Genomic DNA, 26015 nt, shown 5'->3' with positions numbered 1-26015 from the left:
GCGATGGTCTTAGGCTCAGCTGGCACCGTTGCCAGCTATAAAAAAATAATTATGCGATATGTAAATTTATATTGAATAATTTATTCAGCAATAGCAAGTTTTCCGGTAAAAAAGCCGGCGGTGCAGAATATATTTTCATTTCACTGCCAGGTTGTTAAAAGCTACTCCAGCACTTTTCCCCACCAAAATCATCAACTTCAACCGGGCATCTGTTTTTAGCGGATCTATATCGATCAGCCACGGCTGTTTTTACCTTGACATTGGTTAAAGCTGAGCCCTAAACTGTATCGTTGTGGGGATTTGTGGGTAATTGTGGATCATTTTGGGATTTTCCAACCGATTCATGCTGGCGCTGCGCTGAAATTCGCAGCCAGATTAACCAGGCAGATAATAAGTTATGTTTCGTGGCTCGTTTACACTGACATTGGACGATAAGGGACGGTTAGCGCTACCTGCGCGGTACCGGGAGATCCTGCTGTCTGAAAATCAGGGCCATCTGATCTGTACCATCGACCTGCATGATCCCTGCTTATTATTGTATCCGCTGGCTGACTGGGAAGAAATAGAAGAAAAATTGAAGTCCCTGTCCAGTCTTAACCCTCAGGAGCGTCGCTTGCAGCGGTTATTACTGGGAAATGCCACTGACTGCGATATGGATAAAAATGGCCGTATATTAGTGCCGGCGCCGCTGCGCCAGCATGCTGGGCTGTCGAAAAATATCCGGCTGGTAGGGCAGTTAAACAAATTCGAAATCTGGGACGAAGCCGCCTGGCATGAACGCTTAAATGCGGATATTGAGCTGGAACAAGCTCAGGCTGGCACCGTTGAATTATCTGAACGATTACAGGACTTTGTACTGTAAATGACAAGCCAAGCCCATATCTCTGTCTTGCTTAAAGAAGCAATCGATGGACTCGCCATTAAAACCGACGGAATTTACCTGGACGGCACCTTTGGTCGTGGCGGTCACAGCAGAGAAATACTTAATTTACTTGGTCCGAACGGCCGCTTATTCGCCATAGACCGCGATCCCTCCGCCATTGCAGCTGCAGCCCCACTGCAAGCCGATGCGCGTTTTCACATCACCCATACCCCCTTTGCCGCCCTGGCAACCGTAGCTGAGCAACAACAGCTCAGCGGTAAATTAGATGGTATTTTGCTGGATTTAGGTGTGTCTTCGCCACAACTGGATGATGCTGACCGTGGCTTTAGCTTTATGCGTGACGGCCCGCTCGACATGCGAATGGACCCCAGTAGCGGCATGTCTGCAGCACAGTGGCTGGCCACTGCTGATGTTGAAGATATCAGCTTTGTGCTGCGGGAGTATGGCGAAGAGCGCTTTGCCTGGCGGATTGCTCAGGCCATAGTGGCGGCCAGAGTGGAAACCCCCTTCACCCGTACCGCGCAGCTGGCAAAATTGATTAGTGACAGTGTGCCTAAAAGCCATAAAGAGAAAAAGCACCCTGCTACCCGCAGTTTTCAGGCTATCCGCATTTACGTTAACAGCGAGCTGGAGCAGGTTAATCTTGCTTTGCACGCCGCTATGGCCGTGCTGAAGCCTGGCGGCAGACTGGTTGTGATCAGCTTTCATTCACTGGAAGACCGGCTGGTAAAACAGTTTATGCGCCGCTATTCCAAAGGTGAGCCGGTACCACGTGGCATGCCCTTGACGGATGCTCAGCTAAACAAGGCGATACCGCTAAAACTGATTGGCAAAGCCATTATGCCCTCTGAGGCCGAGTTGACGGCTAACCCGCGAGCTCGCAGCGCCGTGCTGCGTATTGCCGAAAAGCAAGCCATAGCAGAGGAACAGCCGCTATGAGCCAAATTCAGCTGGAACGTTTAATTAGTCAGGACTGGCGCCAGCATAAGCTGGCAGGGGTGTTGCTGCTGGCATGTATTGCCTCAGCGCTGGCCGTGGTGTATCTGGCCCATTTAAACCGCCAGCTGACCATCGCTCAGGATACGTACTATCAACAGCGGGATCAGCTTGATACCCAATGGCGCAACTTATTGCTCGAACAACGCTCGCTGGCTGAACACAGCCGGGTTGAAGATATTGCCAGGCGCCGCCTGAATATGCAGCGACCCAGCGGCGAGCGGGATATTATGGTGAGGCCGCAATGACCGCCAAACCTCGTAAAAGCCAGGCCAAAGCCCGCCAGTATCCGTCAGTGATGAGCTGGCGTTTTGCCTTTGTTATGGTGATGATAACGTCGGTGTTTATCGCTTTACTGGCGCGCGCTGCCTGGTTACAGGTTATTGAGCCTGACATGCTGGTAAGCCAGGGTGATCGGCGCAGTTTGCGGGTAGAAGCCGATACCGTCATGCGTGGCATGGTGTTCGATCGCCATGGCGAAGCCCTGGCAGTTAGTGTGCCGGTTGAGGCCATTTGGGCTGATCCAAAAATTGTTATTGAGCGCAATGCCCCGGGTGATGAACGCCGCTGGCACGCGCTAGCTGACATTATGCAAATGACCCCGCAGCAGCTGCTAAGCCGGGTGGGTGATGATCCGAAGCGCCGCTTTGTCTATTTGCAGCGCCAGGTAAATCCGGCGGTGGTGGATTACGTTAAAAAACTAAAGGTACCGGGTATTTACTTCCGTCAGGAGTCAAAACGTTACTATCCGGCAGGTGAAGTGACTGGCCAGCTAATTGGCTTTACTAACGTTGATGACGTTGGGGTGGAAGGCATCGAAAAACGGTTTGATGCACTGCTTACCGGTACCGCCGGGCGTAAAGTATTCCGTAAAGATGCCAAAGGCCGGGAAATTGAAGTACTGGAACGACAAGACGCCACGGCACCCGCCAATTTACAACTGAGTATTGACCAGCGCATTCAGACCGTTGCCTACCGTGAGCTGAAAAAAGCGGTGTTATCGCATGGCGCGACGTCCGGCTCGGCCGTGGTCGTTGACGTGGCAACGGGTGAAGTGCTGGCCATGGTAAACAGTCCGTCGTTTAACCCGAATAATCGGCGCAATACACCGGTCCACCGCTTCCGTAACCGGGCAATTACCGATACTTTTGAGCCAGGTTCTACCATGAAACCACTGGCGGTGCTTAGCGCACTGGAATTTGGCACTGCAACCCTGGACACCATAGTCGATACTCACCCGGGCACGATGCGGATTGGTGGCAGCTGGGTCCGCGATCCCAACAATTATAAAAAGCTGGACTTAACCGGCATTATTCAGAAATCCAGCAATATGGGTGTGGCGAAACTGGTACTGGAAATGCCGCACCAACATGTGGTGGGTTTATACAACAATATGGGACTTGGTGAAGACACCGGTCTGGGCCTGGCGGGTGAAAGCAGCGGTATTTTCAGTTATCGGCAGCGTTGGTCCGATTTTGAACGCGCCACCTTCTCCTACGGCTATGGCTTATCCGTTACTGCAGTGCAATTGGCCCGGGCCTACGCCACGATGGCTAATGGCGGCATTAACCGGCCGCTGAGCATTATTAAAAACAACGAGCCCGATCCTGGCCAGCGGGTACTGGCACAAAAGCATGCGCTCGCTATGCTGGAAATGATGGAAGCTAATATTGGCCCAGGTGGCACTGCAACCCGGGCTCAGGTTCATGGCTACCGGGTTGGCGGTAAAACAGGTACTGCCCGCAAAGCGATTGCCGGTGGCTATGGTGATGACTATATTGCATCCTTTGCCGGGGTAGGCCCGATTTCTAATCCAAGCATTGTTACGGTAGTGGTAATTAACGAGCCAGCCGGCGATTTTTATCACGGTGGTGAAATTGCGGCCCCGGTTTTTGCCAGTATTATGGGCGCCGCCTTGCAACTGTTGAATGTGACCCCTGATGCCGACACCGGCCCGGCGCTGATCAGCCGCACAGGAGGACGCAATGGCGATTAACCAGTTACATTTATGGTTGCCTGAACTTATGTCAAAACTGGCCGATCGACCGCTGCGCCAGTTGCAGCTCGATAGTCGCCAGGTGGTCACTGATGATGTATTTGTGGCGCTGCCCGGTACCCGTGCGCACGGTAATCAGTATATTGAGCAGGCATTAGCTCAGGGCGCTGCGCTGGTTTTAACTGACAAGCTTGATGAACAACGTCAGGAACTGAACAATGAACGGATCGTCGTGCTGGCCGATTTAGTAAGCCGGATGCCGCAATTGGCCGCCCGTTTTTATCAGCAACCGCAAAAGCAGCTGCAACTGGTAGGCATTACCGGTACCAACGGTAAGTCGAGTACCAGTTGCTTTGTTAATCAGCTTGCCGAGCAGTGTGATACCCCAGCAGCGGTAATTGGCACCCTGGGTTACGGCCAATGGCAGCAGCTGACACCGCTGCTCAACACCACCCCCCACTATATTGAATTGCAGCGCATTCTGGCAGCGCTGGTAGAGCAACAGTGCCAATTGGTTGCAATGGAAGTATCGTCCCATGCCCTGGTGCAACAACGGGTGGCGGGTATCCATTTCCAGGTTGCGGTGTTTACTAATTTAAGCCGGGATCATCTCGATTATCATGGCAGCATGGCAGAATATGGCCAGGCAAAAAGCCTTTTATTTCAGCCTGATATGAGCCGCTGTGCCGTATTGAATGTGTCTGATCCGCTGGGCAAAGCACTGGCTAGCCGTAACGACATTCCGGTCTGGGTTTACGGTAAAGCCGAAGATTGTCAGGGCCACAGCCGTTTCCTGGGCTATCACCAGTTAAGTGCCACCGAACAGGGCTTTGCATGTTTATTAAGCAGTCAGGCGGGTGAGCATAAACTGCACTTGCCGCTGCTGGGTGAATTTAATATTCAGAACGCGCTGGCAGCCATCAGTAGTTTACTGGCACTGGGCTACGACTTAACTGAATTACTGCATGCAGCCAGCAGTTTGCAACCACTGGCTGGGCGCATGGAACAGTTTACGTTCAGCCATGGTGTTACCGTTGTCGTTGACTACGCCCATACCCCGGATGCATTGCAGCAGGCGTTACAAGCATTACGTCTGCACTGTACCGGTCGTTTGTGGTGTGTGTTTGGCTGCGGTGGCAATCGTGACAAAGGCAAGCGGCCGTTGATGGGCCAGCTGGCGCAGCAGTATGCAGATCACACTATTGTTACCTCCGATAATCCACGCAGTGAAGTGCCGATGCAGATTTGCCAGGATATTGCTGCCGGCATGCAGGATGCGGATAATTTCCGGATAGAGCCAGACCGGAAACTGGCTATTAAGCTGGCACTGGTTAGTGCTCAGCCAGGAGATGTGGTCCTGCTGGCCGGCAAAGGCCACGAAACGACGCAGACCATTGGGCACGAGCAACATCATTATGATGAGCGTGCTTACGTGCGGCAACTTATGTCGGAGATGACATTATGATAACGCTAAGCTGTGCAGAAATAGCCACCCTGTTACAGGGACAATTAATTGGCGCTAATCAGCCAATCAGCAGTGTCAGCACAGATAGCCGAACGATAAGTGCGGGGGCGTTATTTATTGCCCTGAAGGGCCCGAATTACGATGGAAGCCGTTTTGTTACCGATGTTATCGAGAAGGGCGCGGCAGCGATTATCGTAGAACGAGCACTGGATTGTGAACTTACCCAGATTGTGGTTGCGGATACCCGTCTGGCGCTGGGGCAACTGGGTGCGGCCATTAAAGCGCGCGTTCAGCCCAAAACCATCGCCGTCACCGGCAGTGCGGGTAAAACCACGGTGAAAGAAATGCTGGCGGCAATATTAAGCCGCTGTGGTCAGGTGCTGGCAACCGAAGGCAATTTCAATAACGATATCGGCGTACCGCTAACGTTACTGCGCTTAACGACAGAGCACCAGTTCGCAGTGATGGAACTGGGCGCCAACCATGCTGGCGAAATTGCGTACACCACCTCTTTGGTCAAGCCCGATGTCGCGATCATTACTAATGCTGCCGCCTCACATCTGGAAGGCTTTGGTGATACCTACGGTGTGGCCAGAGCAAAAGGCGAAATATTCTCTGGCTTGCCCGCTGGGGGCATTGCCATTATGCAACACGACAGTGAGTTCACCGACTATTGGCGTAACCGTTGTAAAGATCTGAAAATTATCAGCTTTGCCAGTGATTTTAAAACCGGCAGTACACCAGATAGCGCAAGTGCAAAGCGCCATAGCGCCGACATCCGCGCTGAGCAAATTAGTTTAAATGCTCAGGGTTGTGCTCAATTTAACCTGATCTACGAAAATGAACAAATACTGATGCAGCTTAACCTGCCTGGCAAACACAATGTGGCTAATGCTCTGGCCGCTGCAGCGGCTGCGCTGGCGGTAGGCGCCAAGCTGACTGACGTACAGCAGGGACTGGCGCAAATGGCCGGGGTAAAAGGGCGTACCAATGTCATTGAACTTAGCAAGCAGATTAAGCTGATCGACGATAGCTACAATGCCAATGTCGAGTCAGTAAAGGCGGCGATTGATTTGCTGGCCAGTTATCCGGGCTACCGGGTACTGCTGCTGGGCGATATGGCTGAACTGGGTGCTAATGCCCGTTTGTACCACGAAGAGATTGGTTTATATGCCAAAGATGCCGGTATTAATCTGTTATTCACCCTGGGTGTGTTATCACAGAGCGCCAGTGACTTGTTCAATGGACAAGGCGCGCATTTCAGCTCGCGGCAGTCGATGTTAGATCGGCTGAACCCGCTAATTACAACCCAGCAAAGTGTCACCATACTCGTTAAGGGCTCTCGTAGTGCGAAAATGGAGTTAGTTGTGCAGGACTTGCTAGAAAGATGTCAGCAGGAGCGTAGCCCATGCTAGTTTGGTTAGCCGAATATTTAACCCAGTACATTAGCTTTTTTAATGTGTTCAGTTATCTGACCTTCCGGTCGATTCTGGGCGTGTTAACGTCATTATTTTTAAGCCTGTATTTTGGCCCAATCCTGATTGCCAGATTGCAGAAAATGCAAATTGGCCAGGTAGTGCGTAATGATGGCCCGGAAAGTCACTTCTCAAAGAAGGGCACTCCCACCATGGGTGGCCTGCTGATCTTAGGCTCTATTCTGGTCAGCACGTTGTTGTGGGCCAATTTGAGCAACAAATATATCTGGGTTGTGCTGTTCGTGCTGGTCAGTTTCGGCGCTATTGGTTTTATTGACGATTATCGCAAAGTGATCCGCAAAGACCCGAAAGGGCTGATCGCCCGCTGGAAGTATTTCTGGCAGTCAGTTTTTGCCATTGTTACCGCATTATTTTTATATATGACCGCAGAGCGCCCGGCAGAAACGGCGTTATTGCTGCCGTTTTTAAAAGATGTGATGCCGCAGCTGGGCCTGCTGTTTCTGGCACTGAGTTACTTTGTCATTGTTGGTACCAGTAATGCGGTTAATTTAACCGACGGCCTTGATGGCCTGGCGATAGTGCCTACCATAATGGTGGCCGGTGCTTTTGCCATTATTGCCTATGCCAGCGGTAACGTGAATTTCGCTGGTTACCTGAATATCCCATATCTGCCTTATGCCAGCGAGCTGGTGGTGCTGTGCGCCGCAATGATCGGTGCCGGCCTTGGTTTTCTGTGGTTTAACACTTATCCGGCTCAGGTATTTATGGGCGATGTGGGCTCCCTGGCACTGGGCGCAGTACTGGGCGTGATTGCTATTTTAGTCCGCCAGGAAATTGTACTGTTTATTATGGGCGGTATTTTTGTGATGGAGACCGTTTCGGTGATATTGCAGGTGGGCTCGTACAAGTTGCGGGGCCAGCGGATTTTCCGGATGGCACCCATTCATCATCATTACGAATTAAAAGGCTGGCCGGAGCCGCGGGTTATTGTCCGCTTCTGGATATTATCGATCATTTTTGTGCTGGTGGGTCTGGCGACCCTGAAACTGAGATAACTGATGCAAACGAACCTTAACGCCAAACGCATAGCGGTAGTGGGGCTGGGCCTGTCGGGTCTGGCCACAGTGCGCTTTTTGCTGGCGCAAGGGGTTAAACCGGTACTGATGGACAGCCGCAGCAAGCCCGCCGGACTGGAACAGATAGCTGCCGATAAAGTGGATGGTATTTATCTGGGCGAGTTTGACGCCAACCGCCTGGCACAAATGGATATGATTATCATTAGTCCGGGCCTGGCAACCACTCACCCTGCTATCCGCTTTGCCAAAGGCCAGGGCGTAGAAGTGCTGGGCGATATTGAGCTGTTTGCCCGCTTTAATCAAAAACCGGTTATCGCCATCACCGGCTCTAATGGCAAGTCGACCGTCACAACCCTGGTTACTGAAATGCTGCGGCAAAGCGGTATAAAGGCAGTGGCGGCTGGCAATATTGGCTTGCCGGTACTTGACGCGCTGCGCCAGCAGGATACAGAAATCTTTGTGTTGGAATTATCAAGCTTTCAGCTCGACAGCACCAGCAGCTTGCAAAGCCGGGCCAGTTGTTTGCTAAATGTCAGTGCGGATCATCTGGATCGCTATACCGATATGGCGGCCTACACGGCATCAAAACAACGAGTTTATCAACACACTGAACTGGCTGTGTATAATCAGGCTGACCCGTTAACTTACCCTGCGGACAACCCTGATAACGCGGTGCCATTAGCCATCAGTTTGGATAATACTGACTATGGTATTACTGAAGTGGCAGGCCAACTGTGGCTGAACGTTGCTGGTGAACCGTTATTACCAGTGAACCAATTGGCAATAACAGGCAGCCACAACCAATTCAATGCCTTGGCTGCGGCTGCGCTGGCACTTAGTGCAGGCGCCAGCCGTAAAGCCATTGCCAGCACGCTTCGTCAGTTTACCGGCCTGGCCCATCGATGCCAGTTGGTGCTGGCCCATAACGGTGTGCGCTGGGTAAATGATTCAAAAGCAACAAATATTGGGGCCACACTGGCCGCTATTGCCGGTTTGCGCTCTGAAGTAACAGGCAAGCTTATTCTGATTGCCGGTGGCGACGCAAAAGGTGCAGATTTAAGCGAACTGCGCCCGGTATTGGCACGCGATGTCAGCCATGTAATCACACTGGGGCAAGATGGCCCGGCCATTGCCGCACTGCATTCGCACGCTACCCAGGTAAAAGATTTAACGGCAGCAGTAAAACAGGCGGCCAAACTGGCAAAAAATGGTGACATGGTCTTGTTATCACCAGCCTGCGCCAGCCTGGATATGTTTAAAAGCTATGCCGAGCGCGGTGAGTTATTTGCCCGGGCTGTCAGGGAGCTGAAATTATGAAGCAGCTTACTTTAACCGGCTGGCAAAACCCGTGGCAAACCGTCAGCGCTCTGTGGCAGCGCGACGATAATGCGGCCTATGACCAACTATTTTTAACCTTGCTGATGTTGATCCTGGCAATTGGGGTGGTAATGGTAACCAGCGCCTCAATGCCAGTTGCCGAGCGGTTGTTTAATAACCCGCTGCATTTCACTATTCGTCATTTGGTGTATCTGGGCATAGGCCTGACGATGGCGGTGCTGGTGTTACGGGTGCCGGTAAGCTGGTGGCATCGCGGTAACATGTGGTTATTGTTGCTGGGAATTTTGCTGTTGGTGGCGGTGTTGCTGTTTGGTCGCAACGTCAATGGCAGTACCCGCTGGTTATCATTGGGCCCCATCGGTCTGCAAGCAGCTGAGCCGGCCAAGTTATTCTTTTTTGTTTACCTTGCCAGCTATCTGGTGCGCCGGCATGAAGAGGTAAGAGACAACCTGAAAGGTTTCCTGAAACCGCTGGCGGTATTATTTTTGTTTGCGGTATTGCTGCTGATGCAGCCTGATTTAGGCACCGTTATTGTGATGTTTGCCACTGCGGTGGCACTGCTGTTTTTAGCCGGCGCAAAAATATGGCAGTTTCTGTGTTTACTGGCCACCGGCCTGCTGGCCATTGGCGTGTTAATCGTATACAGCGAATACCGCTGGAAACGGGTTACCGCCTTTCTGGATCCCTGGGCTGATCCTTTTGGCAGTGGCTACCAGTTAACCCAATCGTTAATGGCATTTGGCCGCGGTGGCTGGTTTGGTCAGGGCCTGGGTAACAGTATTCAGAAACTCGAATATCTGCCTGAAGCGCATACCGACTTTATTCTGGCAGTTATTGCCGAAGAAACCGGTTTTGTGGGTGTGGCAATATTAATGACCCTGATCTTTGTGCTGGTCTACCGGGCGCTGTGGATTGGCCAGCGGGCATTATCGAAACAATTAAGCTTTCATGGCTTTATGGCTTACGCCCTGGCGATCTGGATTGGTTTCCAGGCGTCAGTCAATGTCGGGGTGGCGACCGGGGCACTGCCAACCAAAGGCTTAACCCTGCCATTTGTCAGCTCTGGCGGCAGTAGTCTGGTGATTATGTTAATTGCCACGGGGCTGTTATTACGAATTGATTTTGAAGTGCGGCTCAAAGGCAAACAGGCACTAAGCGGAGGCAAACATGGCTAAACCGCTGGCGTTGATTATGGCCGGTGGCACCGGCGGCCACATTTTCCCGGCACAGGCAGTTGCCAGCGCGCTCGCTGCCGACGGCTGGGATATCGCCTGGCTTGGCAGCACTGATCGGATGGAAGCAAAGCTGGTGCCGGGCTTCGGCTGGCCGTTTTATGGTATTAACGTTGCCGGGCTGCGCGGTAAAGGCCTTGCCAGTAAATTACGAGCACCCTGGATGATCGGCAAAGCGCTGTGGCAGGCGATCAGGGTTTGTCGTCAGCTTAAGCCAACCATTACCCTGGGCTTTGGCGGTTATGCCAGTGGCCCGGGTGGGCTGGCCAGCTGGTTACATGGTACGCCCTTGTTCATTCACGAACAAAATGCGGTGGCTGGCAGTACGAATAAGCTATTGGCACGGTTTGCCAGATACATTTTAGTGGCGTTTGACAGTGCTTTTAAAGGCAATAGCAAACGAAAACTGGTTGGTAACCCTATCCGGGCAGAGTTATTAGCGTGCCGTGCCAACCGGCCGGCAAGTGCCAGCCTGAATATTCTGATTGTAGGTGGCAGCCTGGGCGCGCAAGCGTTAAATAACGCCTTGCCGGAGCAGTTGGCTGAGCTGGCAAAAACCGGAGCTGTGGCCGTACGCCACCAGACCGGGGCCGCCATGTTACATCAGGTAGACCTGGCATATCAGCCATTACGTGCCAGCGGCAGTGTTGCCGAGGTCAGCGCCTTTATCGACGATATGGCCGCAGCCTACCGCTGGGCAGATGTATTAATTTGCCGTGCCGGCGCGCTGACAGTAAGCGAAGTGGCCGCCGTTGGCGTAGCGGCCATTTTTGTGCCGTTGCCGGGTGCCATTGATGACCACCAAACGGCTAATGCCCGGGTACTGGCCGACCAGAACGCTGCGGTTTTACTGTCGCAGCAACAATTACAACAACAGGGGGTACAGGCTATTTTATCGCCCTGGTTAACCGATAAAACGTCGCTACAGCAAATAGCTCAGCGTGCCAGCGCTCTGGCAACAACGGATGCGGCGGCTCGTATTGCCGCACTGTGCCGGCAAGTAACAGGACAAGTAGTATGATTACCACGCTGCAACATAAGAAACAGGCCATGCGCCGGGTAGAGCGGATCCATTTCGTCGGGATTGGCGGTGCCGGTATGGGCGGTATTGCTGAAGTATTGCTAAACGAAGGTTACAAAGTAACGGGCTCGGACCTGGCAGCCAATCCGGTCGTAGAACGGCTGGTCGCGCTGGGAGCTGAAGTGAAATTTGGCCATCATGCCAGCCAGGTAGATGGCGCCAGTGTGGTGGTGGTATCCAGTGCTATTAAAGCCGCCAACCCTGAGGTGGCCTCGGCTCTGGCGCAGCGTATTCCGGTGGTGCGCCGCGCTGAAATGCTGGGCGAACTGATGCGCTTTCGCCACGGTATTGCCATTGCCGGAACCCATGGCAAAACGACAACCACTAGTTTGCTGGCGTCTATCTTTGCCGAAGCCGGTACCGACCCAACGTTTGTGATTGGTGGCTTACTTAATTCAGCGGGCTCGAACGCCCGTTTAGGTGCCGGTCATTATTTAATTGCTGAAGCCGATGAAAGTGATGCCTCTTTTCTGCATTTACAGCCTATGGCCACGGTAATTACCAATATTGAAGCCGACCACATGGACACCTACGAGGGTGATTTCGAAAAGCTGAAAGATACCTATCTGGAGTTTTGTCACAACCTGCCATTTTATGGCATGGCAGTATTATGTATCGACGACAAAGTACTGCGCGGCCTTATTCCGTCTATTGGCCGTACCGTGCTGACGTATGGTTTCAGCGACGATGCAGATTATAAAATTACCGAATTCAGTCAGCAGGGCACCCGTAGCTTTTTTGTTATTACCGATCCGGCCGGCAACCAGCGCCAAGTACAGTTAAATTTACCTGGCAAACACAATGCATTAAATGCCACGGCGGCGTTCGCACTGGCCGCCGATGAAGGGATCAGCGAGCAGGCCATTCTGACCGCTCTGGGTAAATTTGAAGGCATTGGCCGGCGGTTTCAGCAATATGGCGAGTTTGATACCGGTCGCGGCAAAGCATTGTTAATTGACGACTATGGCCATCATCCGACCGAAGTGGCTGCAACCATAGCGGCAGTGCGCAGCGCCTGGCCAGAGCGGCGCTTGGTGATGGCGTATCAGCCTCACCGGTTTAGCCGCACCCGCGATTTATATGAAGATTTTACCCAGGTGTTATCCAGTGTCGATAAGTTACTGCTGCTGGAGGTGTACTCTGCTGGCGAAGCACCGATAGCGGGCGCCGACAGTCGTAATTTATGTCGCTCAATCCGTGCCCGGGGGCAGCTGGAACCGGTTTATGTCGCCGAACCCAAAGCATTGGCAGGGGCCCTGGCCGAAGTGTTAGAAGATGGTGACGTGGTGCTGACCCAGGGGGCCGGCAACATTGGCACTCTGGTAAAAGAGCTGGCAATGGCAAAATTAGACATTAATCAGTTAAAGCAATTGTCGGAGGGCGGGCTATGAGCAACGTCATCAACAACTTTGGCAAGGTGGCAGTGATGTTTGGCGGTTATTCAGCTGAACGTGAGGTGTCGTTGCGTTCGGGTAAGGCCGTGCTGAGTGCGCTGCAGCAGGCAGGTATTAATGCAGTGGCCTTCGATCCGGCGGAGCAACCTTTAACGGCTTTGGTAGGTGAGGTTAAAGCAGAACGGGTATTTGTTGTATTGCATGGCCGCGGTGGGGAAGACGGCACTATGCAGGGCGCCTTGCAATTACTGGGCGTGCCTTACACTGGCAGCGGTGTGCTGGGCTCAGCGCTGGCGATGGATAAAATTCGTTGCAAGCGGTTATTTTTGGCGCAAAACCTGCCAACGGCGCCGTTTGCGGTAGTACACGACGCTACTATCGATTATGCCGAATTATTGGCAGAACTGGGTGGCAAAGTCATGGTTAAACCGGCCAATGAGGGCTCCAGTATTGGCATGAGTGCCGCCAACACTGCAGCAGAGCTGGAACAGGCCATTGCCGCTGCGCTTAAATACGACAGCGAAATTCTGGTCGAGCGCTGGATTAACGGCCGTGAATTTACCATCGCTATTCTGGGTGACACAGTATTGCCGATTGTCGAAATGCGTACCCCAAGGGCCTTTTACGATTACGAGGCAAAATATCAGGCTAACAGCACCGAATACTTGTGCCCGGCGCCGTTAACTGCCGAGCAAACTACGGCAATGCAAGCCGATGCCCTGGCGGCGTTTAAAGCGGTTGGCGCTTCAGGCTGGGGCCGGGTTGATCTTATGCTAAACCAGCAGGGCGAGCACTTTTTGCTGGAAGTGAACACCGTACCCGGCATGACCGAAAAATCCTTGGTGCCAATGGCAGCAAAAGCGGCGGGGTTAAGTTTTGCCGAGCTGGTGTTGACGATTTTGCAGCAAACGCTTAATGGCACAACAGATGCTGGCCAAGCAGCATTAAATACCAAAGCACAGGAGCAATAGCATGAGCTTACGCCAGGTATATCAGCAACTAAACCACAGGCCCGGCTTCGTCGGTGGCGTGTTGTTTTTTGTGCTGGCCCTGGCACTACTGACCTGGGGCGGTATTCAGGTTCATAGCTGGCTGCAAAGTCAGCAGGGCGCACCGATTAAACAGGTGCGGTTATACGGTGATTTTCAGCATATTCAGCAGCAGGTATTACAACAACAGTTGCAGCAGGAATATGTGGGTAATTTTTTTCGGGTAAACGTTGATCAGGTGCAGCAGTTCCTGCAGCAACAACCCTGGGTGTATCAGGCAGCCGTGCGCAAACAATGGCCTGATACCCTGGTGGTGGTTGTGACAGAACAGCAGCCGGTCGCAATCTGGAATCAGCAGCACTTGCTCAATAATAAAGGGGAGTTATTTATCGCCCCGCTAAGCGAGCTGGTTCCGGCCTTGCCAAAGCTTCACGGTCCGGATGGCAGTGAGCAGGATGCCCTGACAATGTTTCGCCATATGCAAAATTTGCTGCAATTAAATCAGTTTCACGCTGAGCAACTGTGGTTAACCGAACGGTTCTCCTGGCGTTTGCAGCTGCAAGGTGGTCTGGCGCTGAAACTGGGGCGGCAGGACACGATGAAACGGTTACAACGCTTTATTGAATTGTACCCGACGATGCAAAACCATCGGGAACAGGAATTAGCTGAAGTCGATTTGCGCTATGACACCGGCATTGCCGTGCGTTATGCCAATACGGAGCCAAAGAGAAAAGCATGACAAAGTCGATAGAACGAGATCTGATCGTAGGGCTGGATATCGGTACTGCACAGATTAAAGCGGTAGTAGGCGAAATCACCCCCGATAACCGACTGAGTATTGTCGGGGTAGGTACCCATGCCTCGCGGGGCATGGATAAGGGCGGCGTTAATGATCTAAATCTGGTGGTGCAGGCCGTACAGCGTGCCATTAACGAAGCCGAGCTGATGGCTGATTGTCAGATTTCGTCTGTTTATCTTGGCATTACCGGTAAACATATTCGTTGCCAGAACGAAAGCGGCATGGTGCCAATTAACGATACTGAAGTCACTGCCGACGATGTTGCCAGTGTGATTCATGCGGCAAAATCAGTGCCTATCTCGGCCGAGCGGCGCATGTTGCACGTGTTACCGCAAGAGTTCTCAGTTGATATGCAGGAAGGCATTAAAAGTCCGGTCGGCATGTCAGGGGTAAGAATGGAGGCGAAGGCCCACATTATTACCTGTGCCAACGATATGGCAAAAAATATTGAAAAGTGTGTTGAACGCTGCGGCTTACAGGTTGACCAACTTATTTTCTCGTCACTGGCGTCAAGCTATGCGGTATTAACCGACGATGAAAAAGAGCTGGGAGTGTGTGTGGTCGACATGGGAGGCGGCACCATTGATTTATCTATTTATACCAATGGTGCGCTACGCCACACCGCGGTAATTCCGGTAGCCGGTAATCAGGTTACCAGTGATATCGCCAAAATTTTCCGCACACCGATAAGCCACGCGGAAGATATTAAGGTGCAGTACGCCTGCGCTTTGCGCAGCATGGTAGGTAAAGAAGAAAGTATTGAAGTGCCCAGTGTCGGTGGCAGGCCGGCGCGTTCTATGTCGCGCCATACCCTGGCCGAAGTAATAGAACCCCGCTACCACGAGTTGTTCGAGTTGGTTCTGGAAGAAATTCGCAGCTCTGGCCTGGAAGAGCAAATTGCTGCCGGTTTAGTGTTAACCGGTGGTACTGCCAAGATGGAAGGGGCAGTGGAATTTGCCGAAGACGTGTTTCAGATGCCGGTGCGGGTTGGCCAGCCAATGCATGTCAGCGGTTTAAAAGAGTATGTACAAGACCCGGCCTACGCCAGCGTAGTCGGGCTATTGCTGTACGGCAAGGATGTTCGGGCCCAGCAGAAAAATGCGGCGCAAAACCGCGATCCAGTTAGCAGCTTGCTGAAGAAAATCAGCAGTTGGTTCAAAGGTGAGTTTTAAAGAGCGTAAAAACGGAGAGAGAGCTATGTTTGAGTTAATGGAAAACCACAGCCAAGAAGCTGTAATTAAAGTAATAGGTGTTGGCGGCGGTGGCGGCAATGCTGTCGAATATATGGTCGCCAGCAATATCGAGGGTGTTGAATTTGTGGCGGCAAACACTGACGCCCAGGCCCTGCGTAATTCTTCAGCAAACGTTACCCTGCAATTAGGTGCCGGCGTAACCAAAGGCTTAGGTGCGGGCGCTAACCCGGAAATCGGCCGTCGTTCAGCCGAAGAAGATCGCGAAACCATCAAGAAAACCCTGCAGGGTGCTGATATGATCTTTATCGCAGCCGGCATGGGCGGTGGCACCGGCACTGGTGCCGCGCCAATCGTGGCTGAAGTCGCGCGTGAACTGGGTATTTTAACGGTAGCAGTAGTCACCAAGCCGTTCCCGTTCGAAGGTAAAAAACGCACTGCTTATGCCGATGAAGGTATTCTGGAACTGAGCAAGTATGTTGATTCACTGATCACAATTCCTAATGACAAGCTGTTAAAAGTACTGGGCAAAGGCACCAGCCTGCTGGATGCGTTTAAAGCGGCGAACAATGTGTTATTAGGCGCGGTACAGGGCATTGCAGAATTAATTACCCGGCCAGGATTGATCAACGTCGACTTTGCCGACGTACGTACAGTGATGTCTGAAATGGGCACTGCCATGATGGGCACCGGCCGCGCTTCAGGCCCTGATCGTGCTGAAGAAGCTGCTGAACAGGCTATTTCCAGCCCGCTGCTGGAAGATATCGATTTGTCAGGTGCCAAGGGTATTTTAGTTAATATCACTGCCGGCCTGGATATCAGCATTGAAGAGTTTGAAATTGTTGGTAACGCGGTAAAAGCGTTTGCGTCGGAAAACGCCACAGTGGTAGTGGGTGCAGTTATCGATCCGGAAATGCATGATGAGCTGCGGGTCACGGTTGTTGCTACCGGTATCGGTGCTGATCGCCGGCCAGATATCAGCCTGGTGCCAAGCCACCGCGCTGAACCGGTTCAGGCTTATGTACAGCAGGGTAACACTATGCGCCATGCAGCACCGGCAGCAAATCCGCATAAAGAAGAAGCGGTTCAGACTAAAGCGCAGCCAGAAAGCAAAGGCGGTATTGATATCTTCGATATCCCGGCGTTTTTGCGTAAGCAGGCAGACTAACTGCCTGTAGTGGCCGGCTGTGACAAGCCTGGCGCACAGCTGGAGAAGCATAAATAATATTAGCAACAGTTTAAGTTAAGCTGCTGTTCAGCTGATATTGGCCAACATAGCTGTCGTATGCATTAGCCGATACATTGGTAATGTTAACGAAATTATGCTAAGCTTCGCCGCCATTTTGTGATTGCTTAAATTTTGAGCAGGAATAAATATTATGATTAGACAACGTACCGTCGCTAAAACAGTCAGTACTATTGGTGTTGGGTTACACAAGGGTGAAAAGGTTACGCTCACTCTCCGGCCTGCACCTGATAACACGGGCATTATGTTCCGTCGTGTTGACCTGGATCCGATAGTAGACTTTAAAGTTACCCCAGAAATGGTAGGTGACACGGTAATGTGTACGTGTTTGATCAATGAGCAGGGTGTGCGCCTGTCTACTACCGAGCATTTAATGGCGGCTATTGCTGGCCTGGGTATCGATAACCTGATTATTGAAGTTGATTCAGCTGAAATTCCGATTATGGATGGCAGTGCCAACCCGTTTGTTTATCTGCTGCTGGAAGCTGGTATTAGCGAGCAAAAACTCGCGAAGAAATTTATCCGGATTAAACGCTCCGTGCGGGTTGAAGATGGCGATAAGTGGGCCGAAATTAAGCCCCATAACGGCTTTAAAATTGACTTCGCAATTGATTTTGACCACCCGGTTATTGCTGAAACCACTCAGCGGATGCAGATGGACTTCTCGGCAGCTGGCTTTATCAAAGATATCAGCCGTGCCCGTACTTTTGGCTTTTTGCATGATATCGAATATCTGCGGGCCAATAACCTGGCGTTAGGCGGCAGTTTCGACAATGCTGTGGTACTGGATGAGTTCCGGGTATTAAACCAGGATGGTCTGCGCTACGAAGACGAATTTATCAAGCACAAAATTCTCGATGCCATCGGTGATTTATATATGGCAGGTTACAGCGTACTCGGCGAGTTTGTCTCGTATAAAACCGGCCACGCCTTAAATAACCAGCTGTTATGCGCCGTATTAGCCGAGCAGGAAAACTGGGAATTTGTCAGCTTTGAAGACAAAGCCCAGATGCCTATCTCCTACCTGGCACCACAACTGGCCTAATTGCAGTTTTAAGAAAAAACCGACTTTATGTCGGTTTTTTTGTTCCCAAAAAAACCGAAAAAGGGTCAGAGTGATTTAAATGAAATTTTTACTACGCCTTTTGACAAAGGGGAAATTAGGGGGTTACGTTACTTTGCCAATAGCCGGGACAGGGCTTGTTTTACTTTGTCGTCACTGTGTTCCAGTGCCTGTTGCAGTGACGCGCGGGCGCTGTCCGATAAATCAGATTGTTTAGTATTAGCAGGCGCTTTGGCCGGGGTTTTTATTGCCGGTCGGGCAATCTGGCCATGCGGTGACACTTCAATATCAATTCCGGCTAAATCAGGCAAGATTTTTTGCCTGAAATTGTCTAGAATGGCATCGCGCTGCATCTTTAACCGGTTAGCCCAGCCTGGCGATTGACATAAAATAACCGCCCGCCCGGCATTAATGCTCGACACCTGACAAAAGCTCAGTTGCTCCAGTTGCAAAATATGGCATAGCTCGGCGTTTAATTTGCGAACAAGTTCATACTGTTGCTGCATGGTGGCCAGAGAGCTCTGGCCAAACAGCTTAGTTAAATCTTCGGGTTTATGACTATAGCGTTTCATCAACAGCGCACTTATTAGGGCTTCACAGCAGGCCGGATAAGTGTAACAGGTTTTATCGGTGCTGCTACAGTTAGCCGGGCTTGAAACTCACCGCGGCTGGCACCATATCCTGCCAATAGCCGATTTGCCGGCAGGCAGTAACTTACAACGACAATAAATAACTGGCCTGGCCAGGGCTGCAAAGCAGTTTTAACTTAAATGGTATCTGGATAATGTTTGGAAAATTTTTCGCCAAATTAGTTGGCAGCCGTAACGACCGCTTCTTGAAAAAACAACAGAAACAGGTGCAGCAGGTTAATGCTCTGGAAGCTGAATACCAGGCCTTATCTGATGAGGCGTTAAAGCAAAAAACCGCCGAGTTTAAACAGCGGATTGAACAAGGCGCCAGTTTAGAAGATATCCTGCCCGAAGCCTTTGCTACAGTGCGTGAAGCCAGTACCCGGGTATTTAAAATGCGCCACTTCGATGTACAGTTGTTGGGTGGTATTGTGCTGCACCAGGGCCGTATTTCTGAAATGCGAACCGGTGAAGGTAAAACTCTTACCGCTACCCTGCCGGCATACTTAAATGCACTAAGCGGCAAGAGCGTGCATGTCATTACCGTTAACGACTACCTGGCCAGGCGAGATGCTGAAACCAATGAACCACTGTTCAGCTTTTTAGGCTTAACTGTTGGTGTAAACGTGCCAGGTTTGGCCCATCAGGCCAAGCAGCAGGCGTATCAGGCCGACATTACTTACGGTACCAACAACGAATTTGGTTTCGATTACCTGCGCGACAATATGGCGTTTTCGCCACAAGATCGGGTACAGCGGGATTTAGCTTTTGCCATTATCGATGAAGTTGACTCGATATTAATTGATGAAGCCCGTACCCCGCTGATTATTTCCGGCCCGGCTGAAGACAGTTCAGAGCTGTATAAGAAAATTAATACTCTGGTACCGCAGCTGGAAAAGCAGGAAAAGGAAGACGAAGAAGGCAACCATGGCGACGGCCACTTTACCGTTGATGAAAAAGCCCGTCAGGTTTACTTAACCGAACAAGGCCAGATTAAAGTAGAAGACATGCTACGTGAAGCTGGCATGATCGAACAGGACGATACCTTATTCTCTGCTGCCAATATCACCCTGTTACACCATGTATATGCGGCGCTACGTGCGCACCAGTTGTTTAAGCGCGACGTTGACTACGTGGTAAAAGAAGGTGAAATCGTTATTGTTGACGAACATACCGGCCGTACCATGGAAGGCCGACGCTGGTCTGAAGGTTTGCACCAGGCGGTAGAAGCCAAAGAAGGGGTACGGATCCAGAACGAGAACCAGACCCTGGCTTCAATTACCTTCCAGAATTACTTCCGGTTATACAACAAACTGGCCGGGATGACTGGTACAGCCGATACTGAAGCATTTGAATTCCAGCAAATTTATGGTCTGGAAACTATCGTGGTGCCAACTAACCGGCCTATGGTTCGTAACGATATGGCCGATCTGGTTTATCTGACAGCAGAAGATAAATATAACGCCATCATTGAAGACATTATTAAAGCTCGCGACGCCAAACGGCCAGTGCTGGTCGGTACTGCCTCTATCGAGAGCTCTGAGTATCTGTCTGGCTTACTAAACAAAGCTAAAATTAAGCATCAGGTATTAAACGCAAAGTTTCACGCCAATGAAGCACAGATTATTGCTGATGCCGGCCGTCCTGGTACGGTAACGATTGCTACCAACATGGCCGGTCGGGGTACCGATATTGTACTGGGTGGTAGCTTACAGTCTGAATTAGCCGCGCTAAGCGAGAAAACCGACGACGCAGTTGCCAAAATTACCACCGACTGGCAACAGCGGCATGACGAAGTTATTGCTGCGGGTGGTTTGCATATTATTGGTACAGAGCGGCATGAATCACGACGGATTGATAACCAGCTTCGTGGCCGCTCCGGCCGGCAGGGCGATCCGGGTTCATCGCGCTTTTACTTGTCGCTGGACGATACTTTAATGCGTATTTTCGCCTCAGACCGGATGGCGGGTATGATGCGCCGCCTCGGGATGGAAAAAGGTGAAGCGATCGAACACCCATGGGTCAGCCGGGCTATTGAAAATGCCCAGCGTAAAGTGGAAGCCCGCAACTTCGATATCCGTAAGCAATTACTGGAATTTGATGACGTGGCAAACGATCAACGTAAAGTAGTATACGAACAACGTAACGAGCTACTGGATGCGACTGATATCAGCGAAACGGTCAGTGCGATTCGTGAAGACGTGGTTGATTCGGTGATAAGCGAGTATATTCCGCCGCAGTCACTGGACGAAATGTGGGATATTCCGGGACTAGAGCAGCGTTTAAAGGCCGACTTCGGTCTCGAGTTACCGGTAAGCCAGTGGCTGGCCGATGATAAAAAGCTGTTTGAAGAAAAACTGCGCGATAAAATTCAGCTGGAATTTAGCGAAGGCTATAAGCATAAAGAGCAAATGGTTGGGGTGGAAGTACTGCGCCAGTTTGAAAAGGCCATTATGTTGCAAAGCCTCGATACCCACTGGAAAGAACATTTAGCGGCAATGGATCATCTGCGTCAGGGTATAAACCTGCGGGGCTACGCCCAGAAAAATCCGAAACAGGAATACAAGCGTGAAGCGTTTGAACTGTTCTCAAACATGCTGGACGAGCTGAAAACCGATGTTATTGGTATTTTAAGCCGGGTACAGGTAAAAGCGGCAGAAGATGTTGAGGCAGTGGAAGAGCAGCGTCGTAAGGCCGATGCCGTACCGCATAATTATCAGCATGCTGAAGCCAGTCAGATGGGTGGTGACGCTTCGGCGAATGCCGCGCCAGCAGGCGCAGCACCAGCGGGTGTAATGCCAACGCCGGTAGTACGCGAAGGTGATAAAGTGGGCCGCAACGACCCATGTCCGTGTGGCTCTGGCAAAAAATACAAACAGTGTCATGGCAAACTTAGCTAAAGCGGCAAGGGCAATGACAGGTAGCCAAAGCCAGCAACAGCCTCTACCGCAGCTGCACGTAGCGGTAGGGGTTATTCTTAAGCAACAAGAGCAGCGGCAACATCAGCACCAGCAGCAGGTATTGCTGGCGCTGCGCAATGCCAAGCAACATCAGGGTGACAAATGGGAGTTTCCCGGCGGAAAGGTTGAAGTGGGTGAAACCGTTGCAGCTGCATTATCCAGGGAGCTAAAAGAAGAGCTGGCCATCACGGTCACCCAGGCCGAACCCTTTATGGTATTAAAGCATACTTATCCCGAGCGGCAGGTTACTCTGGATATTTGGCTAGTAACCGACTTTAGCGGTAAGCCAGAGGGGCTGGAAGGCCAACCACTGCAATGGGTTAATATCGCCGACTTAGCCAGTATCACCTTTCCTGATGCGAATCAGCCGATAGTTACGCATCTTCAGCAGCGGTTTTTATAACGGCTGCCGGCTTTCACATTAGCGCTCATTCCTCAGCTGTTATTTGCCGCTAAACTGGTCAACGCATCGCTAAAGCCCCGCAGTGAAAACTTCAGCTCACGTGGCGATTGCTCGCTAACAAACAGTTTAACCGTGTACGCGGCGTTGTCGTGTAATTGTTGTACTAGTGCCGGTGTTAACTGCAGCAGTACTTTACAGCCATCTGGCAGGCATACAGTTACCGGCGCCCGATGCTTATTATCGCCAATATCAATGGCCACACCCGGTGGCAGATAGATCCCCAGTGGCAAATTAAGCTGCAATACCGGATCGCTGCTATCACTAACATACGAAATCTGGCTGGAGTAAATAATGTTAGGCTGTTCTGGGTTTTGCAGGCCCTGGGCAATTACGCACCGGGTATTGCATACCGTTCGCCAGTCACCAAATACTGTGACGTCGTTTTTAGTGTTGTCGGCCGAAACCAGAGTTGTCAGCAGCATGGCTGTTACGGAGAAAAGTGGGGTGATTAATTTAAAATTTGCCATAATTTTATTCCATTAAAAAGGCTATTCGGGCTGTGCCTGGCACTTATAAAAAAAGCCCTGCGCTAAGGCAAGGCTTTATACAGGCTTACTGCGTTAGTAGCTTATAGCTTAGCATAGCGTTTGCGACGGGCAAACAAGGCTACTAAACCACCAGCAAATAACAGCATACTGGCGGGTGCCGGTACAGCTACCGGGTCATCAGGGTCAATAATTACGGTACCACCTACACCAGAAAAGCCAAAAATATAAGTAGGTGTAATGGCACCATCATCATCTGCAAAGCCATCCTGATTAACATCTGAACCAGACCAGCCTAATGAATAGACTTCTGCACCGACGCTGGCTAACGCGCTTAACGCTGCATTACGGTTATCTGCGCCACCATAATAAATTTCAAAGGTGTAGCTTTCGCCAGTCAGCAAGGCACCAAAATCAAAGTCAAAGTTAGCACCAATATCGTTCGGGCCAGCTGCCGTAAAATCTCCGCTGTTACCAAAGTTAGGTGAACAGGTTTCCAACGGATTAGAGCTGCAGAAACCATTGTCGTTGGCACCTAATACCGCACTTGCACCAGCGGTACCGCCGATGGTTACAAACTCATCAAAAGGCGTTGGCGAAGTATCCCAGTCGAAGGTTCGACGATACAACAAATTGGCAATATCGGCGCCGCTTATGTTTTCGATGGTTACGGCCACCCGAAACAGGTTGTCGGTTTCTGTTGCCAGGGCAAAGTCATGCGTTATCTGCAGCAGGCCACCCATGGTGGTTACCGACGTTGCAGTAGTGGCAGTACTGTCAAAACTGACCAGGCTAAGGCCTGCTGTGCCAGCGGCGTTGTTGGCATAGCCTGAAGTATCACCAGCTGCTACGCCCCATCCTTCACATTCACAACCATGGAAAGTCGATTCATACTCAACGCCTTCACTGATATAACGCAAACCAACACCGGTGATACCGGTCACATCTGCATTACCACCTGCGACATTAAGCTGGCCCAGATCACCAACACCCAAAGCAACATTGCCGTCGGTAATAATCATTGAGGCCTGGCTTACTCCTGCCATACCCAGCAATGCAATAGCTGAGGCTATCTTTAAAAATTTCATAGGTTTCATCCTGAAAGTTATTCAACACAATTTCTGTACAGCGACGTTTAATGTACAAAGGCACTCATGTACAAAGACACTTTCGTACAGCGCTACTTTTGTACAATAAACGCTATTCAGCACAAAATATGCCACTCTCTAACATGTTGATATATCGGGCTATAAACCTGTACCCATTACCAAAATGTAAAGAATTGTGACGAGATAAAGTTAAATAAAATCAGAACGCATTGGACTAATTCTTGAAAAACTGATTATCTTGAGAAATAAACTCCTGCTCCAGCTCTTCCAGATACTGCTCGGATAAATCCGCATCTATCGGCGCTTTGTCAGGAATACGATGGTTTTCGGCAGCCCAGTCACCTAAATCAATTAATTTGCAGCGCTCTGAACAGAACGGCCGGAAAGCGGAGCTTGCATCCCATACTACAGCAGTGCTGCAAGTAGGGCATTTTACAGTGGTTGGCATAATAATAACTCTGGATTAAACCTTAAAAACGGCGGTTAGTATAGCAGATAAGTAAGATGCTAAAAGGGCTGCCAATAAGCGTGAGTCTGATTGTACTAAACAAACCGTTGAAGCCCTGGACGGGCCGAACAATGTGCCTGGAGCGCATTTGAACAGCTTCGCTGGCCCGCAAAACTTCACGAATGAAGTTTATAAAAGGAACCTACAGGGACGTATTTATGGCGTGTTTTGTTGGAAATCAGGCTCGACCTGCAGAGCTAAACTTTCGGGCTAACAACAAGCCAGTTGAAATTGCTGTGATTTAGCAGCAGCACTGCGGGCACTGTCGGCATCCAGCTGCATAAAACGAATAGCATAGCGGTACTTATTGCCGCTTACCGTGGGGTAGGTGCCTTCACCGGCCGGGTATTTAATCCGCAGTAATTCAAATTGCTCGGCATTTTGCTGGTAAAAACCATTATCGGCAACGATGTTCTGGTAATGACTGCGCTCACGAATAAAGCTTAAAACATAACGAATAGCCTGTTCGGCCAGCGCAATCTGCTGCAGCCAGTCTTCGGCCTGGGCCTGACGTTCGCTCAATGGCAAACTAAACCAGTATTGCAGCTGCGGCATATCAAAGTAGCAGCAGCCGCCAGGAATACTAAAGCGCTGGCGCAGTGGCGCTAAAAAGTTATCGTCTTTTAAGGCACCAAGCAACTTACCACTGCGTAATAGTTCAGATTGCATCCGCACGGCAGCTTGCAGCATAGTTTGTAATTTTGAGTCAGACACTGATGGATGTTGTGACCAGATCACCAGTTGGCTTTCGCAACGCTCAATATCTTTAATTAAATCTGGCCGCACATCATTGCGATCCATCACTTCAATTAGCGCAAACAGGTTGGTAAAAAAGCTTTGTTGCTGGTTCTCATCGGCCAGAGCCAGCTGGTTTTGCACCTGCTGAAACAAGAACTCCAGGCGCAAATAAGTACGAATCTTCTCATTTAGCGGGTGTTCGTAAATAATGTCGGTGGTATCCGTCATACTGTCCGTCATAATAATATTTGGCCTGTTTTAAACGTTTGCCGCCAGCGTTTTATAGCGGTGGTGTAATTGCTGTACCTGTTGCTGCAGCGAAGCGGCGTCGTTATGTTTAGTATCGCGTTCAACCGCGTGATCAACATTGTGATCAATATTATTATCAATAATATCATCAGCTAATGCTAAGCGTTCCGGCCGGCTAATCTGGCTGGCAATAATCGCCTGCACCTGCTTTGCATCGCTACCGGAAACCACAGCATCCCGGTTTAGAGTACGCGCCAACTGATTTTGTTCAGTAATATCTACTACCAACACCCGGTCAACCAGAGTCTGCAGGTTATTCTCCAGCAACAGCGGTGCTATCAGTAGCACATAAGGTGCTGCTGGCAACTGCTGCAGTTGTGTCAGCATTGCCGCCCGGATCGCCGGATGCATTAAGTTGTCCAGCCACTTTTTGGCAGCCGGGTCATTAAAAATTAACTGCCTTAATAAAGCCCGGTTCAAGCCGTTATCCGCGGTTAAAAGCTGCGGCCCAAAATGCTCAGTTATTTTTGTCAGTAGCGGGCTGCCAGGGGCAACCACTTCGCGGGCTACAATATCGGCATCTACCGCCGGTATACCCAGCTGATTAAACAGCCTGGCTACGGTCGATTTACCACTGCCAATACCACCGGTTAAACCAACAATAAAACGGCCTTTGTCAAAAACCATGGC

24 protein-coding genes are annotated in these 26015 nt (G+C 50.8%); 18 read left to right on the top strand and 6 right to left on the bottom strand.

What is annotated here, in order from left to right:
- Positions 1–397 precede the first annotated feature (397 nt).
- The 16 genes from mraZ (at position 398) to lpxC (ending at position 18166) form a co-directional block, all read left to right on the top strand.
- Complete coding sequence (gene mraZ, locus B2Q61_RS10795; RefSeq protein ID WP_290615386.1) at positions 398–862, top strand: division/cell wall cluster transcriptional repressor MraZ; 465 nt, start codon at positions 398–400, stop codon at positions 860–862.
- Positions 863–1822, top strand: a complete 960-nt coding sequence (gene rsmH / locus B2Q61_RS10790; protein ID WP_290615387.1) for a 16S rRNA (cytosine(1402)-N(4))-methyltransferase RsmH — start codon at positions 863–865, stop codon at positions 1820–1822.
- Positions 1819–2127 carry a cell division protein FtsL gene (ftsL, locus tag B2Q61_RS10785; protein ID WP_290615388.1) on the top strand — a complete coding sequence of 103 codons (309 nt, stop codon included), beginning with the start codon at positions 1819–1821 and terminating at the stop codon, positions 2125–2127. The genes rsmH and ftsL overlap by 4 nt, the downstream gene beginning before the upstream one ends.
- Positions 2124–3875 carry a penicillin-binding transpeptidase domain-containing protein gene (locus B2Q61_RS10780; RefSeq protein WP_290615389.1) on the top strand — a complete coding sequence of 584 codons (1752 nt, stop codon included), beginning with the start codon at positions 2124–2126 and terminating at the stop codon, positions 3873–3875. Before ftsL ends, B2Q61_RS10780 begins: the two co-directional genes overlap by 4 nt.
- Positions 3865–5340: a UDP-N-acetylmuramoyl-L-alanyl-D-glutamate--2,6-diaminopimelate ligase gene (locus B2Q61_RS10775; RefSeq protein ID WP_290615390.1), complete on the top strand. Its 1476-nt coding sequence runs from the start codon at positions 3865–3867 to the stop codon at positions 5338–5340. Before B2Q61_RS10780 ends, B2Q61_RS10775 begins: the two co-directional genes overlap by 11 nt.
- Complete coding sequence (locus tag B2Q61_RS10770; RefSeq protein WP_290615391.1) at positions 5337–6755, top strand: UDP-N-acetylmuramoyl-tripeptide--D-alanyl-D-alanine ligase; 1419 nt, start codon at positions 5337–5339, stop codon at positions 6753–6755. Before B2Q61_RS10775 ends, B2Q61_RS10770 begins: the two co-directional genes overlap by 4 nt.
- Positions 6749–7831 (top strand): phospho-N-acetylmuramoyl-pentapeptide-transferase, encoded by a 1083-nt coding sequence (gene mraY / locus B2Q61_RS10765; RefSeq protein ID WP_290615392.1) that lies wholly within the window; start codon positions 6749–6751, stop codon positions 7829–7831. The genes B2Q61_RS10770 and mraY overlap by 7 nt, the downstream gene beginning before the upstream one ends.
- 3 nt (positions 7832–7834) lie before the next feature.
- Positions 7835–9169 carry a UDP-N-acetylmuramoyl-L-alanine--D-glutamate ligase gene (gene murD, locus B2Q61_RS10760; protein ID WP_290615393.1) on the top strand — a complete coding sequence of 445 codons (1335 nt, stop codon included), beginning with the start codon at positions 7835–7837 and terminating at the stop codon, positions 9167–9169.
- Positions 9166–10365 carry a cell division protein FtsW gene (gene ftsW / locus B2Q61_RS10755; protein WP_290615394.1) on the top strand — a complete coding sequence of 400 codons (1200 nt, stop codon included), beginning with the start codon at positions 9166–9168 and terminating at the stop codon, positions 10363–10365. Before murD ends, ftsW begins: the two co-directional genes overlap by 4 nt.
- Positions 10358–11443: an undecaprenyldiphospho-muramoylpentapeptide beta-N-acetylglucosaminyltransferase gene (gene murG / locus B2Q61_RS10750; protein WP_290615395.1), complete on the top strand. Its 1086-nt coding sequence runs from the start codon at positions 10358–10360 to the stop codon at positions 11441–11443. Before ftsW ends, murG begins: the two co-directional genes overlap by 8 nt.
- Positions 11440–12894 carry a UDP-N-acetylmuramate--L-alanine ligase gene (murC, locus tag B2Q61_RS10745; protein ID WP_290615396.1) on the top strand — a complete coding sequence of 485 codons (1455 nt, stop codon included), beginning with the start codon at positions 11440–11442 and terminating at the stop codon, positions 12892–12894. Before murG ends, murC begins: the two co-directional genes overlap by 4 nt.
- Complete coding sequence (locus B2Q61_RS10740; RefSeq protein WP_290615397.1) at positions 12891–13868, top strand: D-alanine--D-alanine ligase; 978 nt, start codon at positions 12891–12893, stop codon at positions 13866–13868. The genes murC and B2Q61_RS10740 overlap by 4 nt, the downstream gene beginning before the upstream one ends.
- Before the next feature lies 1 nt (position 13869).
- The gene (locus B2Q61_RS10735) at positions 13870–14625 is read left to right on the top strand and encodes a cell division protein FtsQ/DivIB (protein WP_290615398.1); all 756 of its coding nucleotides are present in this window, start codon (positions 13870–13872) and stop codon (positions 14623–14625) included.
- Positions 14622–15857 (top strand): cell division protein FtsA, encoded by a 1236-nt coding sequence (gene ftsA, locus B2Q61_RS10730; protein ID WP_290615399.1) that lies wholly within the window; start codon positions 14622–14624, stop codon positions 15855–15857. Before B2Q61_RS10735 ends, ftsA begins: the two co-directional genes overlap by 4 nt.
- A 25-nt stretch (positions 15858–15882) precedes the next feature.
- The gene (ftsZ, locus tag B2Q61_RS10725; RefSeq protein WP_290615400.1) at positions 15883–17043 is read left to right on the top strand and encodes a cell division protein FtsZ; all 1161 of its coding nucleotides are present in this window, start codon (positions 15883–15885) and stop codon (positions 17041–17043) included.
- Positions 17044–17254: 211 nt separating this feature from the next.
- Entirely contained in the window at positions 17255–18166 is a 912-nt protein-coding gene (lpxC, locus tag B2Q61_RS10720) for a UDP-3-O-acyl-N-acetylglucosamine deacetylase (protein WP_290615401.1), read from the top strand.
- Between the two features lie 128 nt (positions 18167–18294).
- Here lpxC and B2Q61_RS10715 read toward each other — a convergent pair whose 3' ends face one another.
- Positions 18295–18756 carry a DciA family protein gene (locus tag B2Q61_RS10715; protein ID WP_290615402.1) on the bottom strand — a complete coding sequence of 154 codons (462 nt, stop codon included), beginning with the start codon at positions 18754–18756 and terminating at the stop codon, positions 18295–18297.
- Positions 18757–18968: 212 nt separating this feature from the next.
- On the opposite strand from B2Q61_RS10715, the gene secA reads away from it, so the two are divergent.
- Together secA and mutT are read left to right on the top strand one after the other, a co-directional pair.
- Positions 18969–21713, top strand: a complete 2745-nt coding sequence (secA, locus tag B2Q61_RS10710) for a preprotein translocase subunit SecA (RefSeq protein WP_290615403.1) — start codon at positions 18969–18971, stop codon at positions 21711–21713.
- A 13-nt stretch (positions 21714–21726) separates the two neighbouring features.
- Positions 21727–22176 carry an 8-oxo-dGTP diphosphatase MutT gene (gene mutT / locus B2Q61_RS10705; protein ID WP_290615404.1) on the top strand — a complete coding sequence of 150 codons (450 nt, stop codon included), beginning with the start codon at positions 21727–21729 and terminating at the stop codon, positions 22174–22176.
- A 32-nt stretch (positions 22177–22208) separates the two neighbouring features.
- Here the strand turns inward: mutT and B2Q61_RS10700 are convergent, their stop codons facing one another.
- The 5 genes from B2Q61_RS10700 to coaE form a co-directional block, all read right to left on the bottom strand.
- On the bottom strand, positions 22209–22703 hold the full coding sequence (locus B2Q61_RS10700; protein WP_290615405.1) for an invasion associated locus B family protein: 495 nt from the start codon (positions 22701–22703) through the stop codon (positions 22209–22211).
- Between the two features lie 101 nt (positions 22704–22804).
- Complete coding sequence (locus tag B2Q61_RS10695; RefSeq protein WP_290615406.1) at positions 22805–23809, bottom strand: PEP-CTERM sorting domain-containing protein; 1005 nt, start codon at positions 23807–23809, stop codon at positions 22805–22807.
- A 235-nt stretch (positions 23810–24044) separates the two neighbouring features.
- Positions 24045–24278 (bottom strand): DNA gyrase inhibitor YacG, encoded by a 234-nt coding sequence (gene yacG / locus B2Q61_RS10690; protein ID WP_349678775.1) that lies wholly within the window; start codon positions 24276–24278, stop codon positions 24045–24047.
- A gap of 270 nt (positions 24279–24548) precedes the next feature.
- Complete coding sequence (zapD, locus tag B2Q61_RS10685) at positions 24549–25304, bottom strand: cell division protein ZapD (protein WP_290615407.1); 756 nt, start codon at positions 25302–25304, stop codon at positions 24549–24551.
- Between the two features lie 30 nt (positions 25305–25334).
- The gene (gene coaE / locus B2Q61_RS10680; RefSeq protein WP_290615408.1) at positions 25335–26012 is read right to left on the bottom strand and encodes a dephospho-CoA kinase; all 678 of its coding nucleotides are present in this window, start codon (positions 26010–26012) and stop codon (positions 25335–25337) included.
- Between the last annotated feature and the right edge of the window lie 3 nt (positions 26013–26015).

Source organism: Arsukibacterium sp. UBA5043, from assembly GCA_002415085.1.
Classification (GTDB): domain Bacteria; phylum Pseudomonadota; class Gammaproteobacteria; order Enterobacterales; family Alteromonadaceae; genus Alishewanella.
This window is presented reverse-complemented; position numbering and strand designations above follow the sequence as displayed.